This is a genomic window from Paenibacillus sp. FSL W8-0426, from assembly GCF_037969725.1.
Lineage (GTDB): Bacteria > Bacillota > Bacilli > Paenibacillales > Paenibacillaceae > Paenibacillus > Paenibacillus hubeiensis.
The window spans coordinates 5,318,624-5,334,586 of record NZ_CP150203.1 but is presented as its reverse complement, the minus strand read 5'-3'; the positions used below and the strand labels follow the sequence as shown (position 1 = coordinate 5,334,586).

General features: G+C 52.8%; 14 protein-coding genes. 8 read left to right on the top strand and 6 right to left on the bottom strand.

All coding sequences use genetic code 11. The features are described 5' to 3' along the window. The first annotated feature begins 458 nt into the window (after positions 1 to 458). Positions 459 to 1,715, top strand: coding sequence for a crosslink repair DNA glycosylase YcaQ family protein (locus MKY59_RS24110; protein ID WP_339274178.1), 1,257 nt, complete (start codon positions 459 to 461; stop codon positions 1,713 to 1,715). A 139-nt stretch (positions 1,716 to 1,854) separates the two neighbouring features. Here MKY59_RS24110 and fabV read toward each other — a convergent pair whose 3' ends face one another. After that, the gene (gene fabV, locus MKY59_RS24105; RefSeq protein ID WP_236415556.1) at positions 1,855 to 3,045 is read right to left on the bottom strand and encodes an enoyl-ACP reductase FabV; all 1,191 of its coding nucleotides are present in this window, start codon (positions 3,043 to 3,045) and stop codon (positions 1,855 to 1,857) included. A 177-nt stretch (positions 3,046 to 3,222) separates the two neighbouring features. Between fabV and MKY59_RS24100 the strand changes: the two genes are divergently transcribed. The 3 genes from MKY59_RS24100 to MKY59_RS24090 all read left to right on the top strand — a co-directional run bounded on the left by MKY59_RS24100 (position 3,223) and on the right by MKY59_RS24090 (position 6,250). Further along, positions 3,223 to 4,503: an XRE family transcriptional regulator gene (locus MKY59_RS24100; RefSeq protein ID WP_339274177.1), complete on the top strand. Its 1,281-nt coding sequence runs from the start codon at positions 3,223 to 3,225 to the stop codon at positions 4,501 to 4,503. A gap of 448 nt (positions 4,504 to 4,951) precedes the next feature. Next, on the top strand, positions 4,952 to 5,371 hold the full coding sequence (locus tag MKY59_RS24095; protein ID WP_236415558.1) for a hypothetical protein: 420 nt from the start codon (positions 4,952 to 4,954) through the stop codon (positions 5,369 to 5,371). A gap of 84 nt (positions 5,372 to 5,455) precedes the next feature. Next, positions 5,456 to 6,250, top strand: coding sequence for a hypothetical protein (locus MKY59_RS24090; RefSeq protein ID WP_339274173.1), 795 nt, complete (start codon positions 5,456 to 5,458; stop codon positions 6,248 to 6,250). 49 nt (positions 6,251 to 6,299) lie between these two features. Here the strand turns inward: MKY59_RS24090 and MKY59_RS24085 are convergent, their stop codons facing one another. From MKY59_RS24085 to MKY59_RS24075, 3 genes are all read right to left on the bottom strand, one after another. Then, positions 6,300 to 6,929, bottom strand: a complete 630-nt coding sequence (locus MKY59_RS24085; RefSeq protein WP_339274172.1) for a hypothetical protein — start codon at positions 6,927 to 6,929, stop codon at positions 6,300 to 6,302. Positions 6,930 to 6,977: 48 nt separating this feature from the next. Then, complete coding sequence (locus MKY59_RS24080) at positions 6,978 to 7,796, bottom strand: class I SAM-dependent methyltransferase (RefSeq protein ID WP_339274170.1); 819 nt, start codon at positions 7,794 to 7,796, stop codon at positions 6,978 to 6,980. 63 nt (positions 7,797 to 7,859) lie between these two features. Continuing rightward, a complete protein-coding gene (locus MKY59_RS24075; protein ID WP_339274169.1) occupies positions 7,860 to 8,801 on the bottom strand; it encodes a YafY family protein in 942 nt (313 codons plus the stop codon). 88 nt (positions 8,802 to 8,889) lie between these two features. Between MKY59_RS24075 and MKY59_RS24070 the strand changes: the two genes are divergently transcribed. From MKY59_RS24070 to MKY59_RS24055, 4 genes are all read left to right on the top strand, one after another. Then, positions 8,890 to 10,323, top strand: coding sequence for a glycoside hydrolase family 1 protein (locus MKY59_RS24070; protein ID WP_339274167.1), 1,434 nt, complete (start codon positions 8,890 to 8,892; stop codon positions 10,321 to 10,323). 190 nt (positions 10,324 to 10,513) lie between these two features. Continuing rightward, positions 10,514 to 11,656 carry a GerAB/ArcD/ProY family transporter gene (locus MKY59_RS24065; RefSeq protein WP_339274165.1) on the top strand — a complete coding sequence of 381 codons (1,143 nt, stop codon included), beginning with the start codon at positions 10,514 to 10,516 and terminating at the stop codon, positions 11,654 to 11,656. After that, positions 11,653 to 13,161 carry a spore germination protein gene (locus MKY59_RS24060; RefSeq protein WP_339274164.1) on the top strand — a complete coding sequence of 503 codons (1,509 nt, stop codon included), beginning with the start codon at positions 11,653 to 11,655 and terminating at the stop codon, positions 13,159 to 13,161. The genes MKY59_RS24065 and MKY59_RS24060 overlap by 4 nt, the downstream gene beginning before the upstream one ends. A 5-nt stretch (positions 13,162 to 13,166) precedes the next feature. Further along, positions 13,167 to 14,279, top strand: coding sequence for a Ger(x)C family spore germination protein (locus MKY59_RS24055; RefSeq protein ID WP_339274162.1), 1,113 nt, complete (start codon positions 13,167 to 13,169; stop codon positions 14,277 to 14,279). Positions 14,280 to 14,363: 84 nt separating this feature from the next. Here the strand turns inward: MKY59_RS24055 and MKY59_RS24050 are convergent, their stop codons facing one another. Together MKY59_RS24050 and MKY59_RS24045 are read right to left on the bottom strand one after the other, a co-directional pair. Next, positions 14,364 to 15,140 (bottom strand): AraC family transcriptional regulator, encoded by a 777-nt coding sequence (locus tag MKY59_RS24050; RefSeq protein WP_236415567.1) that lies wholly within the window; start codon positions 15,138 to 15,140, stop codon positions 14,364 to 14,366. A 15-nt stretch (positions 15,141 to 15,155) separates the two neighbouring features. Then, positions 15,156 to 15,737, bottom strand: coding sequence for a LysE family transporter (locus tag MKY59_RS24045; RefSeq protein WP_339274159.1), 582 nt, complete (start codon positions 15,735 to 15,737; stop codon positions 15,156 to 15,158). Positions 15,738 to 15,963: the final 226 nt, after the last annotated feature.

Below are 15,963 nucleotides of genomic sequence, written 5' to 3'. Positions count from 1 at the left end.
TGACACCTTCACTTGCAAGGCAGCACATGGTATATTTGGTGCATACCAATTCAAAGGGAGTGTTGTACCGATGGCGCGTACGCAAACGCAAAAAGCACTGCGCAAAGCACAGCGGACGGGAACCTGGTGTCCGGAACAAAGTCGGAGAGTCAATGGGGATTACGGAGCCTTGTCCCAACATGTCAGAGTGATGCCGAGCAAACAGGAAAAACGGAATAAAGTCAAACATAAGAAGCGGATCATCCAGGATGGTGGCGCTTCTTTTTATATACCAAGAGGCTTACCTTTACATAGAAATATTCAAATGTCCGAATCCGTTGCCTGATCGCCGTCGCTGCTTTCCGGAAAATCTCCCTTGAATTGGATACAAATGATCGGAATGGTATGATAATGTCGATAGAAAGCGGCAGTGATCTAAGCCGGAATTATATTCAGTACGGAAAGGACGAATTTTACCCATGACAACTGTGCTGCATACAAGCAAAGCTGCGGTTCGGCGTCTCCTGCTCCACACCCAGTCTTTATTGGGACCATGGCCAACCCCATCCCGACAGTCCCAACCGGATGAAATTATGAACCTGATCCGTTCCCTCGGCTGCGTGCAAATCGACCCTGTCGCAGCCGTCACCGGAAATCAGCATTTGGTGCTGGGGGCGCGTGACGCAGGTTATACGCCTGGCATTTTGCATGGGCTGTTGAAGGAACATCAAGTATTCGAATATTTTGCCAATGCCGCCTGCGTTATTCCGATGGAAGACTATTCGACCTATGAGCCGATTCGGGCCAGATACCGGGAGCGGCTGGCTCCTTCGCTGGAAAACGTTCGCCAAGCGGCAGACCACGTGCTGCAGCGATTGAGAGATGAAGGACCGCTGCCTTCGAAGGCCTTTCAGGCGACCCGGCGGGTAAGCGGATATTGGGACAGCCCTGATATGCTCAAAACCAAAGATACGTCATTGGCGATTAACCTGCTGCGGGATTCCGCCGCGATTCGCGTTGTAGCCAGACAAGGAACCGAACGTTATTTTGCGATTACGGAGGCGCATCTGGAACAGCAAGGATTGCAGTTCGGCGAAACATGGGATGCGGAAAAGCAAAAGCAGGCGCTGATGGACAAGTATGCGCATGCTTATCGCGTCATCGATGGACGAGACCCTCGGCTCGGCTGGTTTCCGCGAACGGCGGCCGAGCGTCGGTCCGAACTTGCTGCCAGGGTGCGGGACGGGAGATTGATCCCGCTGCAGGTGGAGGAAGTCGCCGCGCCGTATTATATTCGAGCCGAGGACGAACCGTTGCTGCGCGAGATGCAGCGGGAGGAAGCGCACTATGAACCGGTCGGTCCGGTCCGTTTTTTGCCGCCGCTGGACAATTTGTTGTGGAGAAGAGAGCGCATCGTCGATCTGTTTGATTTTCATTACAAATGGGAAATTTATACGCCCGAGTCGAAACGGACGTACGGATATTATGCCATGCCCATTCTTCATGGCGATCGGCTGATTGGGCGCATGGACCCTCGATTGGACCGGAAAACGGGCGAGCTTGCGATTCAGCTGCTCCATATTGAAGCAGGCGCGCCCGCGGCAGACGAGTGGCTGGATGATTTCAAGGAAGGGCTGGCGCTGTTCGCCGGCATGCACGGTGCACGTTCCATCACGGTCCGCAAGACGGACCCGAAGGGATTGAGCAGGTTGTTTCGCAAGCTCAAAACGCTTTGAAACGTGAGATGGGCCCCTAAAATGAATCGCATAGTGCGGCCGGGTATATAAGGATTATGCCCGAGCAAAATGACAAAAAGACAGTCCACACGCCATACATTGGTGCTGGACTGTCTCTTTGTCATTTAAGGATGTCGGCTTAGCGCTGATGCAGCACTTCGACGTTTGGATCAACGTCTGCATCGTAATCGACGCCTTCGGTTTCGAAGCCGAACAGTTGGAAAAACTCTTTACGGTACCCTTCCAGATCGGACAGCTCATAGATGTTGTCGGTCGTGATGCGGTTCCAGATGTCGGCAACCTCTTGCTGAACGTCCTCGCGCATCTCCCAATCGTCGATGCGAATACGTCCTTCCGCATCGGTTGGCACTTCGCCGCCTGCATACAAACGGTCTGCGAACAGACGCTGCAGCTGCTCGATACAGCCTTCATGCAGTCCTTTTTCTTTCATCACTTTATAGAGCGCGGAAATGTAAAGCGGCACCACCGGAATGGCGGAACTGGATTGGGTCACAAGCGCTTTGGCCACAGTCACGTACGCCCGGCCTCCGGTTGCGCCAAGACGTTCGTTCAATTGGCGTGCCGTCGCTTCGAGATGATCCTTCGCTTGGCCAATCGTTCCTTCGCGGTAAATAGCATGCGTCAGTTCCGGACCGATATAAGAGAACGCGATGGTGGTTGCGTTGTCGGCAAGCACGCCGCCTTCCTGCAAGGCATCGATCCACAGCTGCCAGTCTTCGCCGCCCATGACTTTTACCGTTTGGCGAATGTCTTCTTCCGTCGCAGATTCCAGTGTTACCTCACTGACTTCCCCTGTATGGAAGTTGACGGTTTTGTTGGTATAGGACGGACCAATCGGTTTCAGCACGGAGTTGAATACTTCGCCGGTATTCGGATCGGTACGGCGTGCCGAAGCGACGCTGTATACGACGAGGTCGACTTGGCCCAGCTCGCTGCGGATCAATTCAACGGCGCGTTCTCTTGTTTCGTTGGCGAATGCATCGCCTGTAAGGCTGTACGATTTCAGTCCGGCTTCTTCGGCCGCGCGCTCGAATGCAGCGGAATTATACCAGCCTGCGGAAGCGGTGCGTTTGTCGGTGGACGTGCTCGGGCGATAGATGCCGATCGTGTTCGCTCCCGCGCCAAATGCGGCGACGATGCGCGAAGCCAGTCCGTAGCCGGTGGAGGCACCGATGACAAGCACGTTCCGCGGCCCGTTCAGCTTCGGCTGGGACTTCACGTATTCGATCTGCTCCCGTACTTGGGCGGCGCTGCCGACCGGATGGGAAGTTGTGCAAATAAAACCACGCGTTCTTGGTTTAATGATCATGATTAGCATCCTTTCATGTTCAGCTCATGTGTACATACTTTTCCATTGTAAAACAATTAGGCCCGAAACGGAAACCGTTTGGAATGATTTTGCCCGAATGCTGGCATTCGGTTTGCGAATTTGGGATGATAACAACTAGAGGGACGACCCCCGAGTTGGTTGGAAAGGAATGCTGTCATGCTAAAAGAACGGATTGAATTTCTAAGCAAACGAAAAGGCATTTCGCGCAAAGATCTGGTGGAAGGGCTGGTGACGCAGGCCCATTTCGCGAATATTCTTGCGCAGCGCTACCCGCTGCCCGAAGATTTGGCGGAAGCCATTGCAGTGCGGCTTGGCGTTCCGCCGTCCTATGTACTGCAAGCCGGGGCACAGGATGAAGGCACGCTGGCCCGGGCCGAAGCCGTCTTTGAACAGTTGTCGGTTCCGGCATCGATGCTTGCAGAGGAAGCGGTGCATGCGCTGGACGACAGGGACGACGCACTAGTCGTGGAGCTGACCACCGCACTGATGAAGGCGGTCTATTATCAGCAACTGAACGATGCGGATGCCCATGAATACATCCATACATCCTATTTGAACTTTTACCTTGAGAAATACGGACGGCCCGACGACGTGGACCTTCCCGCCCCGCTGTCCAAAGCGCTTTTATATTACAAAGTGCAGTATTATCGCTCCAAGCATGCTTTTACCGACGTATTGACGCATGCTACGCGCCTTGGCGACCTTGTGGCACCTGGCAGCGAGTTCTGGCTGTCGGTGCAGAACATCAAAATGGAAGCTTATATTCAGGTCAAGCAGTATGAGGAGGCTAAACAGACGTTTGAGCTGACCATGCGGCAGGTGTACGATCGGCGGCTGTTTCACCGCTTGTCTGGACTGTACGTAGCATATAGCGGGTATTGTTTCGCAATGGGGCTCGCGCAAGAAGCGCTCTCGGCGCTGTCGATGGCGGAAGCCAATCTCGTCTACGCGGCGAATCAGGGCGATCTCGTGACGGCGATCGCCAACAACCGGATCGTCATGCTGACGATGACGGGCGAGCTGGATCAGGCCCAGGACGAGATCGACCGATTCGAAGCACTGCTCGGACGGGAACCGGAGGAGACCCGGCAGGCGATGGCGCCGCTGCTCTGGATATATCGCTGCGAGGTAGCCCTGGCCCGCAAAAACTGGGGCATGCTGGCCCATAGCGTGGACCGGCTGCAAAAATGCGCAATCACGCAGGATCAACAGATGGCTGCCACGTTTTATCAGAGCCAGCTGGCGCTTGCTCACGGCGAACGGGAGCCGTTTCTTGCGAAAGCGCTGGCCTGCCTGCCGTATTTTGAGTCGGTGCAGCATGCGCTGCGGCTCGAGCGGCTGTATGAGGGGTTGGCCGTCGTAAACGAGGAGCTGCGGCGGTACAAGGAGGCGGCGACGTATTATCGCAAGCTCGTATATTGGCTGCGAAAAAAATAAGCTCCATACCGCAAAACATTTCCCTAAAACAGTCATTAGATTGTGGTAAAGCTATCGTTTTTTTGCAGAAACGACCCTTGAGGGTATGCAAAACCGGGAAATCGGAGATTTAAACGGCCGATCTTTCCGGTTTTTTTGTATGCTTCCGAACCCGTATCCAATCAGGGGATGGCGTGTTTATAATGAAACTATAACCTATATAAACCGCAAAAAACATTCATACCTTACGTAGAGGCAGAACCAATCTGGAGAAGCAAAGCGGTCGCCTAAAAGCTTTCTGAAAGAAAGCTGCATCGGAAGCATAGACTGATCAACGGATTTTTCCCTTGAAATAAGGGAATCAAAAAATCTGGGGATAACAGCGATCGGAAGATGGTACTGCACTCGCAGTGCCTTGTGTGACTGATTAGTGTGGTTTATATAGAACAAACCAAACGAGGGGTTGATCATGATGGGATGGTTCGGACGAAAAAACAAACAGGAAGATGCGATCGCAAAGGCCGATACATTGATGAACAAAGGATTGACGGGCATGCTGATGAAAGGGATGGTGCCGAAGCAGCATCGCAACGCGATCAATCAGAGCCTCGATTCGGCCAGACAGGCACAATTGGCGGCAAGCGGTTCGCTGCCCATGGCAGCAACGGCGACGGTGGTGAGCGTTACCGATACGGGCAAGCTGATCAACTTCGATCCCATCGTTGTGCTGGTTCTTGACGTGACCGAGACGGATGGCAGCAGGTATCGGCGAACGCTGGAGACGCTGGTGTCCAAAATGCAGATTCCCAGAGCTGGCGACCGGGTAGGTTTAGGAAAAAATCCCGCAAACCCGGCAGAACTGATCTATATGGGATGGATATCGGGCTGATGGCCGAGGGAATGAACATAAGGCAGTGGATTCATCATTAAATTCATATAACAACGAATTGAATTGATTTTAAGAGGTGATAACGTGGTATCGTTTTTTAGACTAATCGGTATTTTGCTTGTATTCGGCGTAGGTTTCTCCCCTTTTCTGGCTCAACATCTATGGGATGATCCGTTCCTAATTATGGACGCTTGGTGGTATAAGCCAGCGATTTATGCGGGGTTTGGCCTGATTTTCATTCCGTCGTTGCTGAGCATGTTTTTAGGGACGCGCCGCATCAAATCGGGGCTCCCTGCGGTCGGGATCATTAACGCCATTCAGCAGACAGGCACCTACGTGAATGAACAGCCGGAGGTCAGGCTCCGGCTTACCGTCTCCCGCAAAGGACGGGAGAAGTATGATGCCGAGCTGCGCACGATCGTTCCGCTCACGTCATTGGCCCAATTCCAGCCGGGAAGCTTCGTGCCATTGATCGTCTCCGAGAAGGATGAGCGGAAGGTGGGGTTGGACCTGAAGGGACGGCTGTCGCAGGACGATTTGCAGGAACTGTTAAACGAGAAGATGGTGCAGCAGGGCGTATCGCCGGAAATGATGGAGATTGCGCGCACCGGGGAGAAGGCAATGGCCAAAATTATGGACGTAACTCCGCTGGGTAGCATTACATCCGGCAAGATCAAACTCCAGATCACGCTAAGCATAACGAAGAGCAGTGGAGAAACGTTTACCGTCACGACGCAAAAGGAAATCTTGTCCTCCGCGCTGCCGCAGGTGCAGCAGGGACACATCATTCAGGTCATGTACTCGCCGCAGGACCCTTCCAAGGTAGTGTTTGCACTAAACGCACAGGAAGACCAATTAAGCCGCCTGTTCTCTTCCTGACGGGAAAAATGAAACAGCCGCTCTCCAAGGAACGGCTGTTTGTAATTCATCATTTCAGCGATGCGGGACTTCCTTTGGCGGAGAGAAGCATGTCCCGGAATGACGGAAACAGCGGCTTGGCCATTGCTTCTAATCGTGTGCGGCTTCCGGCATCTTCGGTTACGAATTCCTCGTGATCAAACCAGACAATATCATAATCCCCATCCGGAAGGGGGCTCTGCGTATCGCAGCAAACGGGGCCTGCACCATCTTCATACGTTGCAATCGGAATATATCCATGCTGTATGAGCTGTTCCCAGTTCATCCACATCGTCCGTACGTCGCGTAAAGCATGATCGGAGGGCAGGTCCGGCAAAGTAACGATGAAGTCATCGTACCGAAGGTTTACGTTCAATACGAAACGTGTAGTGAGATAAGCCAGATACAGCGGAGGAACGGGAGCGGCGAGGCGGCAAGTACGCTCCATTTCCCTTACTTGCTCTGCCGTGACCGTGGAGGCGACCATTTTCCAGCGCACCCAACCTTCTTCGTCGACCTTGCCATCTTGCATCGCTTGCGGCACGCCGTAGTCTTCAGCATCCGTTTTGGCGGGATAGGACATGACCATTTCCCGATGTGGCGTATCGAAATGGGCGTCCAGCCATTGGCCTATCCAATCTTCATACGTCTTAACGTGCAAGTCTGATCACTCTCCTTTGGTGCGTACATCATTCTTCCGTGCCAACGATCAAACGACTCCCAAACGCATGCGATAGGAGAATAGAGCGGTCCGGGTCTGACCCGCAAACACGTCTTCGGCTTGCTGCCTGAACGCATCTGCCAAACCGTTCAGCTCTTCCGCTCCTAGTTTCAATGCGGTTTGCAGTCCGCCTTGGCTAAGCGCGAGATTAACGAAACGTTCGGCCGTGAAGGTCTCGTGATGATGAAACACGATTTCCCGGACATAACGAAAGAGTCCCGACTTTTGAATCTGCTCCAAATGCCCTTCTTTACTCCATTTGTGGGCCTGGTGATCCGATTCCGATAGCGTGAATGCCAAATCATCGGCCTGTGCGATCAGACGTTGATAGGCCGTTTCCAACGACCAGTCCAGCACGGGCGGCCAATCGCAGTCATAGGCAGCGAAAATGCCCCCGGGACGCAGAACACGCGCGAATTCCCGCAGGGTGGACACGGGCTCCATCCAGTGGAAGGACTGGGAACATGTCAGCACGTCCACGCTTCCATCCGGAAGCCCGAGCTCGTGGGACATGCCGGCAACAAACCTCAGATTGTCCGGCTTGCCCGCAGCTTCCCATTTGGCTTCCGCAACGGTGCGCATGTCGTCGCTCGGCTCGATACCGATGATGCGCTCGGCGTGGTCCAGCCAAACCCACGAGGACAATCCGGTGCCGCAGCCAACGTCAGCGACAAGCCGCGGCTGCCCGCCCAGATAGGCGGTCAGGATTTCGACCACTTCCGTCGGGGCGGAAGGCCGATTTTGGTCGTACAGCGTGCCAAATCCTTTGAAGCGTTCAACATTGTTGCGTCGGATGTGTTGGATCATGGACAAGCCTCCTTGGCAAGAGATAGGTATAATTCGAAAAAAGACAACGCTGGTTCCATTATATCACTCCTCCTTACCCTCCACGCCACTTTCTTCCAGTAAATGTTGAACGGCCCGCCGATGCCGCCTCAACAATTCTCCCCTGACTCTCGCTGGTTCTACAACCGTGACTTCGGCACCGAAGGACATCAGAAAGGAATACAGCCGTTCGCCCTCGTCCAGGTGCATGACTACCCGCAGCGTACCGTCTTGTTCAGGGTGGATCGACACCGGATCAAAGAAATCATGTACCCTGTACGCCACAGTATCCGAAAAAAGCAACTCGATCCGGACCAGTTCCTCCGGCGTTTGCATGGCTTCATCCGTCGGTAAAGCGAATGGATCAAGGACAGGCAGGCCGGGGACAAACCGCAGCTGGCTGATCCGTTTGATTTTGAAGGTTTCGACGCCGGCCGTGCCGCTTTCAAGCTGCTTCAATCCTTTGAAGTACCAGGTGTTGTTTTTGAATACGAGTTTTACGGGCTGAGCCGTTTGCATGCTTGCCTCGCCATTGGAATCCACGTAATGGAATGAAATCGGTTGGCGCGCAAATATCGCCTGCTTCACCTGATTGAACAGCTCCATTTCTTTATCAGGAATGCTGCCCCACGGCGAATGCTCGAATTCGATCCAGTCCAGCTTGTGGTCGAACAGCGCCGTCAGCCTTTGCAGCATCCGGGCGCCATTCAGGTGGGGAATGGCACTGACGCTGTATAAACCGAGCAAAATTTCATTTTGCTCGTCCTCGCTGAGCAGCGATTTGTCCATGACATAGTGGTCCATCAAATGAATGCCGCCATGTTTGCCGGTCGTCGTATAAACCGGAATGCCAGCGGCACTCAAACGGTCGATATCCCGGTAGACGGTGCGCACCGATATTTCGAACAGGCGCGCAAGCTCCGGGGCGGTCGTTTTCTTTTTTTCCAGCAGAAGCAGCAACATTTTGAATAATCGATTATGTTCCATATCATGATTATACCATGACAAACGTTGTCAGGGTATGAGTGGTACACTTGTGTTGAAGGCTTGACCAGACATGAAGGAGGATGCAGAGATGAAGATGAAAGACGGATTCTTTTGGGGCGGCGCTACGGCGGCCAACCAGTTTGAAGGCGGATGGAATCAGGGCGGCAAAGGACCAAGCACGTCCGACATGATGACCGGGGGTACGCACACGACGCCGCGTCGCATTACGCCTGTCCTGGAAGAAGGGACGTATTATCCGAGCCACGAGGCCGTTGATTTCTACGGCCATTACAAAGAAGATATCGCCCTGATGGCCGAGATGGGCTTCAAAATGTTCCGCATGTCCATCAACTGGTCCCGGATTTATCCGAACGGTTACGACCTGGAGCCTAATGAAGAGGGCCTGAAATTTTACGACGACGTTTTTGCCGAGCTGAAAAAATACAACATCGAACCATTGGTTACAATCTCCCATTACGAAACACCATTTGGGCTGACTCAAAAATATAACGGCTGGGCTTCCCGTGAAGTCATTGATTGCTATCTTCGCTATTGCGACACGATCTTCAACCGGTACAAAGACCAGGTCAAATATTGGCTGACATTTAATGAAATCAACTGCCTGACGATGCCGATGGGCGCGTACATGGCCGCGGGCATCCTGTTCGACGGCAAAACGACGCTGACGGACGGCATCGACGATCCGCAGACTCGTTTTCAGGCATTGCACCATCAGTTCGTGGCGAGCGCCAAAGCGGTGAAACTGGGCCATGAGATCAATCCTGACTTCAAAATCGGCTGCATGGTCGCGTTTATGACGACCTACCCGAACACGTGCAACCCGGACGATATTTTGCTTGCACAGAAAAAAGACCAAATCTCCAACATGATCTGCGGAGACGTGCAAGTCCGCGGAGCGTATCCCGGCTTTGCCAAACGTTTCTTCGCGGAACAAGGCATCCAGATCGAGATGCAGCCGGAGGACGAGCAAACGCTGAAAGAAGGCTGCGTAGACTTCTATTCCTTCAGTTATTACATGTCCCTCGTGGAAAGTGCTGATCCATCGGTGGAAAAAGTCGGAGGAAACTTGCTCGGCGGCGTCAAAAACCCGTATCTGGAAGCGTCCGATTGGGGCTGGCAGATCGATCCGCAAGGATTGAGATATACGCTGAACCATCTCTATGACCGCTACCAAATTCCACTCATGGTTGTGGAAAACGGCCTGGGAGCCGTGGACATTGTGGAAGAGGACGGTTCCATCAACGACGATTACCGCATCCGGTATTTGCGCGACCATATCACGCAAATGAAGGAAGCGGTGGCTGACGGCGTGGATCTGATCGCATACACGATGTGGGGGTGCATCGACCTGGTCAGCGCATCGACGGGCGAGATGAAAAAGCGTTACGGATTCATTCACGTCAACAAAGACAACGACGGCAACGGCGATCTGAGCAGAACGCCGAAGAAAAGCTTCTACTGGTACAAAGACGTCATCGCGTCCAACGGCGAACAATTGTAATCCGTGATTTGGACAGGCCTTGCCGGATCATTCCGATCCGGCGAGGCCGTTTGGTTTGAAAAGGATCGCCGCTGGCGGTCCTTTCTTTTTTGCATAAAATTTCGATTTATTTCCAACCTAATCTCAAGGAAAAACGCATGATGATGACGCAATCGTTACCATCCGATTCACTTGAGAAAGGGAGATCTCTGTGAACACTTCTGAAAATCGCTACGCGATGTCCCCGCTTCATCTATATTTCGTGCTCTATGTAAGCTTCGTCGGTGCAGGTTTGATGAATTTTCAACACAATATGCTGCGCGGCGCGGCGAATGACGGCTGGATCAGCATTTTGGCCGCAGCCGCCATCATCGGCCTGATCATCAAGATGATGTTTGTTCTGCTTGGCCGCCAATCTCCGGACCGATCCTCTCTTGTGCATATCAATCGTCGATACTGGGGTTCCTACCTGGGAGCCTTCATCAACTGGATGTTCATTCTGTACTTTATCATGGGGGCGCTCGTGACGTTCCAAACCTATGTCCATATCATCCAGCTCTGGGTTCTGCCAACGCAAAACGCGTGGATGCTTGGTCTGGTTATTCTCATCCTGATCTATTACTGCGTCTCGGGCGGGATTCGTTCGGTTGCCGGCATCTGTCTGTGGGGCACGTTGTTTATCCTGATTTTCGTTTTTCCCCAGACCTTTATGGTTGCCTCCTACCTGCATCCCCGCAATCTGCTTCCCGTGTTGGATCACGATGCGGGAGCGTTATGGGTGTCCACGCGGCAGATGCTGCATGAATTCATCGGCTGCGGGATACTGCTGGTGATCTATCCATACGTGAAGTCTCCGGAGCGTTCGGTGAAATGGGCGTATTCGGCATTGTTCACCGCAACGGCGGTTTACCTTGTTTTTTTCGTTCTTGCTTACATGTTTTTCAGCCCCGGACAGATGAAAGAGCATTTGTGGCCCACGCTCAGTCTCATCAGCATCATCGAACTGCCGCTCATCCAGCGCATGGAATATTTGGCGCTGTCCCTCTGGTTGCTGAAAATGTTGTCGATCATCGCTTTAAGCCTTTGGGCCTCCTGCCGCTGCATGAAGCTGCAAAGCGCCATCCGGCCCAGCCTTGGATTGAAGGCGATGATACTGCTCTTTGTGACGATGCTGTTCGTGGTCAAGGATACGGTCATGCTCGAAAAGCTGACGGCCTGGTATGACTTGACAGGGGAAATGCTGATTCTGATGTACGTTCCGCTGTTATTTCTGGTTTCATTGATCCGGCGAAGCGACAGGGATCGTCCGCGACAGGGCGAGCCACTTCATTCAGGGAAAGGGGAGGGCGTATGAATACGGAGCAAAAAGAGACATCTCCGAATCCGGAGCATCAGGACAAAGACCTGCTCTCCTCCTGCCGCCGTTCCGACGACTTTATCGTTCAGGATATGGAATTGGACGGAAATGGTCTGGAGCTGCAGCTGTGTTACTACAAGACCTTGGTGGACAGCCGTCTGCTGGAATTGGTCATTCACGGATTGCAGGACCAACTTGCTTCCCGTGCGGGATTGGAGCTGCACGATCTGTTGCGCTGCATCCCGATCGAGGAAACGAAAGTCGAGCAGCAGACGGATCAGGTGATACCGCTGCTCCTTCAAGGAAATCTGATCATTCGTGAACATGCCCGGGCGGAGCAGGTTATTATTGTTCCGATGGTCGGTAAAGACGGGGTGCGGGGCGACAACGACACCGAGAACGAATTCAGCGTCATCGGCCCGAAGGTGGGGTTCGTGGAAGCATTGCCGGTGAATTTGCATTTGATTCGCATGCAGCTGCGGACGCCGAATCTGATCATCAAACAAATGACGCTCGGCTCTTTATCCCGATCCACCGTGGCCATCCTGTACGTCGAGGGCATCGCTCATCCCGAGAACGTATCCAGGATGGAGGAGAGACTGAGGGGGATCGACTTCGACGTAGTCTTCGACACGTCGCAACTGGATCAGCTGATCACGGACAATTCGCTGACCCCGTTCCCGCTGTTCACGACGACGGAGCGCCGCGATCGCGTCGTCTATGCCCTCATGCAGGGCCAAGTGGCCGTCATCAGCGAAGGCTCGCCAAGCATCGTGACGGGACCGTCCACGCTGTTCGATTTTTTCGTTTCGCCGGAGGATTATTATTTGCCTTGGGCGCTGGGGTCCTTTTTTCGATTGATTCGCATCTTCGGCGTCATTTTCTCCCTGTTTGCTTCGGCGCTCTACGTGGCATTGATGACCTATCATTACGAAGTGGTGCCGAAGGAACTGCTTGGCAAGCTGATTGCGTCCCGGCAGAACGTGCCGTTCCCTCCCTTTATCGAAGCCATTTTTCTTGAAATTACGATTGAATTTCTGCGGGAGGCAGGAGCGAGATTGCCGAACCGGATCGGACAGACGCTGGGCGTGGTGGGGGGCATCATTCTTGGCCAGGCGGCCGTAGAGGCGGCCTTAACCAGCAACGTGCTGATCATTATCGTTTCGCTGTCCGCACTCGCTTCTTTCGTGACCCCGATCTATAAAATGTCCAATGCCATCCGCTTTTTGCGTTTTCCCATCATTTTGCTGGCAGCCATCTGGGGTGCGCTCGGCATCGCGATCGGGCTTTGCTTTTTGCTGGTGCACCTTTCCAGGCTGCGCTCGCTGGGTTCTCCGTATATGGCCCCCTTCTTTCCGCTGCGTTTCAAGGATCTCACAGACAGTTTGATTCGCGCGTCCTATGAGGTGACCGATACCAGACCGAGTTATCTCAAGCCTTTGTCCATGAGGCGCTACAATCCGAGGACATCCCGCCAAACGAATCGACTCGACGAGGAGTGACACGTATGGTTCGTGCATGCAAAATACTGCTGCTGTCCTTCACCCTGATGCTTCTCAGTTCGTGCAGGGATACCAGCATCATTAACGAGATCAGTCTGGTGCTGACCTCCGCGTACGACCTGAAAGACAACCAGATCCACAATGGCGTGCTGATCGGCGAATATACGGACAAGGACAAGAGCGGGGTAGACCTGCTGGAGATCGATTCGACCAACAGCTTCGACGTAATGCCGCGCATGAATGCACAGGCGAAAGAGCCGATCGAATACGGTCAACTGAGAGTCATGGTGCTGGGCGAGGCATATGTCGAGCGGGGAATCGCGGACATTCTGCAGGTGCTGGCCCATAACACCCGGGTGTCCCGAAGAATGCAAATGGCCGTGGCCGAGGGGGAAGCGCTGGAGCTGATCAAAAAGTCGATGAAATTCAACGATCCGCTGTTCCTGTTAAAGCTGATCGAGCAAAATTCCAATGCTCAAAACAGTCCCCATTTTAGCCTGCACCAGGCATTGTTCCAATATTTCAGCAAGGGACAGGACGTATACCTGCCTCGGCTCAGGCCGATCGGAGAGGACCGCATCGCCGTGGACGGGGTGGTCGTTTTCAAAGGGGACAAAGCTGCGTTGCAGATCAATGAAGAAGAAGGGCTCTGCCTGAAGCTGCTAACGGAAAACGCGAAAAACGGCAAGTTTCTGGCCCCGATCGGCGATTCGGCGAAGAACCGGCAGACCACTCCGCCCGGGGATGATTACGCGCTGCTGAAAATAACGTCTTCGTCGGTGAAGCATCGTTTGTTGGGCGGCCATTCGGCCGCACCTGCGATAGAAACCTCCGTGCAAATCCATGCTTCCGTCATCAAAGCGGCGCGCAACGAGTTTCTGCTTTCCGGCCGGGACATGAAAGCCCGCGAAACCGAAATGAAGAAACATCTCGAAACCAAAATCAATCAACTGGTGCGCAAATTTCAACAAGCCAATGTTGACCCCGTCGCTTATGGCGAATATGTGCGAAGCTGCACTCCGCATTGGAACAGCGAGAAATTTTATGCACATTACGGTTCTATGGACATTCGGGTCCATGTCGATTTGCATCTCATTCAGGATGGCATTGTGGAATGACATCGCTGTTCTGAAAATCTTTCCTTGAAAAATGCTTCGGCTGGCGAAGCCGTGAAGCTGCTTGGGACAGGCGCGACCGTCTTGTTACGCATTCAATTGCAGCATGTATTCATGGGGCGTAATGCCGAATACTCTGCGAAAATGCCGGTTCAGGTGTGTCAGGTCGGCAAAGCCGCATTCTGCCACGGCGGCATAGATATCCATTTGCCTTTCAATGACATGCCTTGCCCGCTCCACTTTGCAATTCAGGAAGAACTGGTATGGCGATATGCCTGAGAGTGCTTTGAACTCGCGGATAAATTTGTACTTGGACATGCCGAATTCACTGCACAATGCCTCAAGTTGGAGTACGTCGTCCGTACTGCAAAACATGATTTCTTTGGCTTTCCGGACAAACTCGTGATGGGGCCTGAGTGCCGGACTCCGGGTTTCGGATCGGGCCAGAAAATGAACAAGGTCCAGCAAAAGTTCGCTGCACAGCGGCTCGTCCTGACGCTGAACGGCATCGTTCAGCTTCAAGATGCTGCTGGCCATTCTGCGGTCATAGACGATCGGCGCGTCGAAACGCAGCTCCTTTTTTCCCAGAATATCCTGTACGAGCTCCGGCCGAATGTACAGCATGACATAATCGATGCCGTCTTTGTCGTAGGAGCTGCCGTCATGGGACTGTTCCCGGTTGAACAGCATAACTCCGCCTTTATGGGAAGCTTGGTAATGCCCATCCAAATGGTATTGTTGAATGCCGCGCAGCGTGACCCCCACCGCATATTCCTCGTGGCAATGCTTTTTATAGGCGAATTCCGAGAAGCTGGCCGTCAGGGACAGCACGTCGGTCGTTTTTTTGTAGTTGAACATATCCATCCTGTCACCCCCTCTCTATATGATCCCGGATACCATGATAGCTGAGTATACCAAAAATAATGCCATGAGTGTATTTGCTATTTTTCGGTGTTTTTGCAGCCAGGTGCGAAAGACGGCCCCGAAAACCAGCCAACTGGAGTACGCGAGAAAACCGATGAATGTAATCAGCAGCACGAAGATGAACGACGTTTGTGGATTGTTGTAATAGGGCAGCACATAGCTTGGAATGACGGTAAACGTAAACAGGATGACTTTGGGATTCACAAATTGCATCAGCAGGCCGTTTATAAAGCCGGTCGTATGCCCACCCGTCGATTCGGTTGAACCCATTTTATAGATTTGGAATGCCAGATAGAGCATGTAGACGCAGCCGATGATCTGCATGGTTCGAAGAATGCCCGGCAGCATGTCTGCCAGCAGATGATTGAGATACGCCGAGGCGGCCAGCAGCAGGCCAAAGGCCAGCGTAGCGCCCCATACATAGGACATCGTTTTTCGCACGCCCGCATGTTGGACGGAGGACAGAATGACCAGGTTGCTGGGTCCCGGGGTAAACGTGACGATGACGCAGTAGACGAGAAAGGACGTAAGATTCATGGTGCCTCCTTGGAATTGAAGTCCCCTGAATCATACCTTGGCGGCATATGTTCGTTATAGTACATTATTGCAGAAAAGTCGCTTTAGGTTGTTAGAATAGTGCTTAAGGGTTAGGAACATTGGGGTTGAATACGATAAAAAAATATAAAAAAGAAAAAGTTTTACCAAATCTATTGTTTTTATGATTCTTAAAGACTAATATTTCATTATGTCTTTTTTACTATAA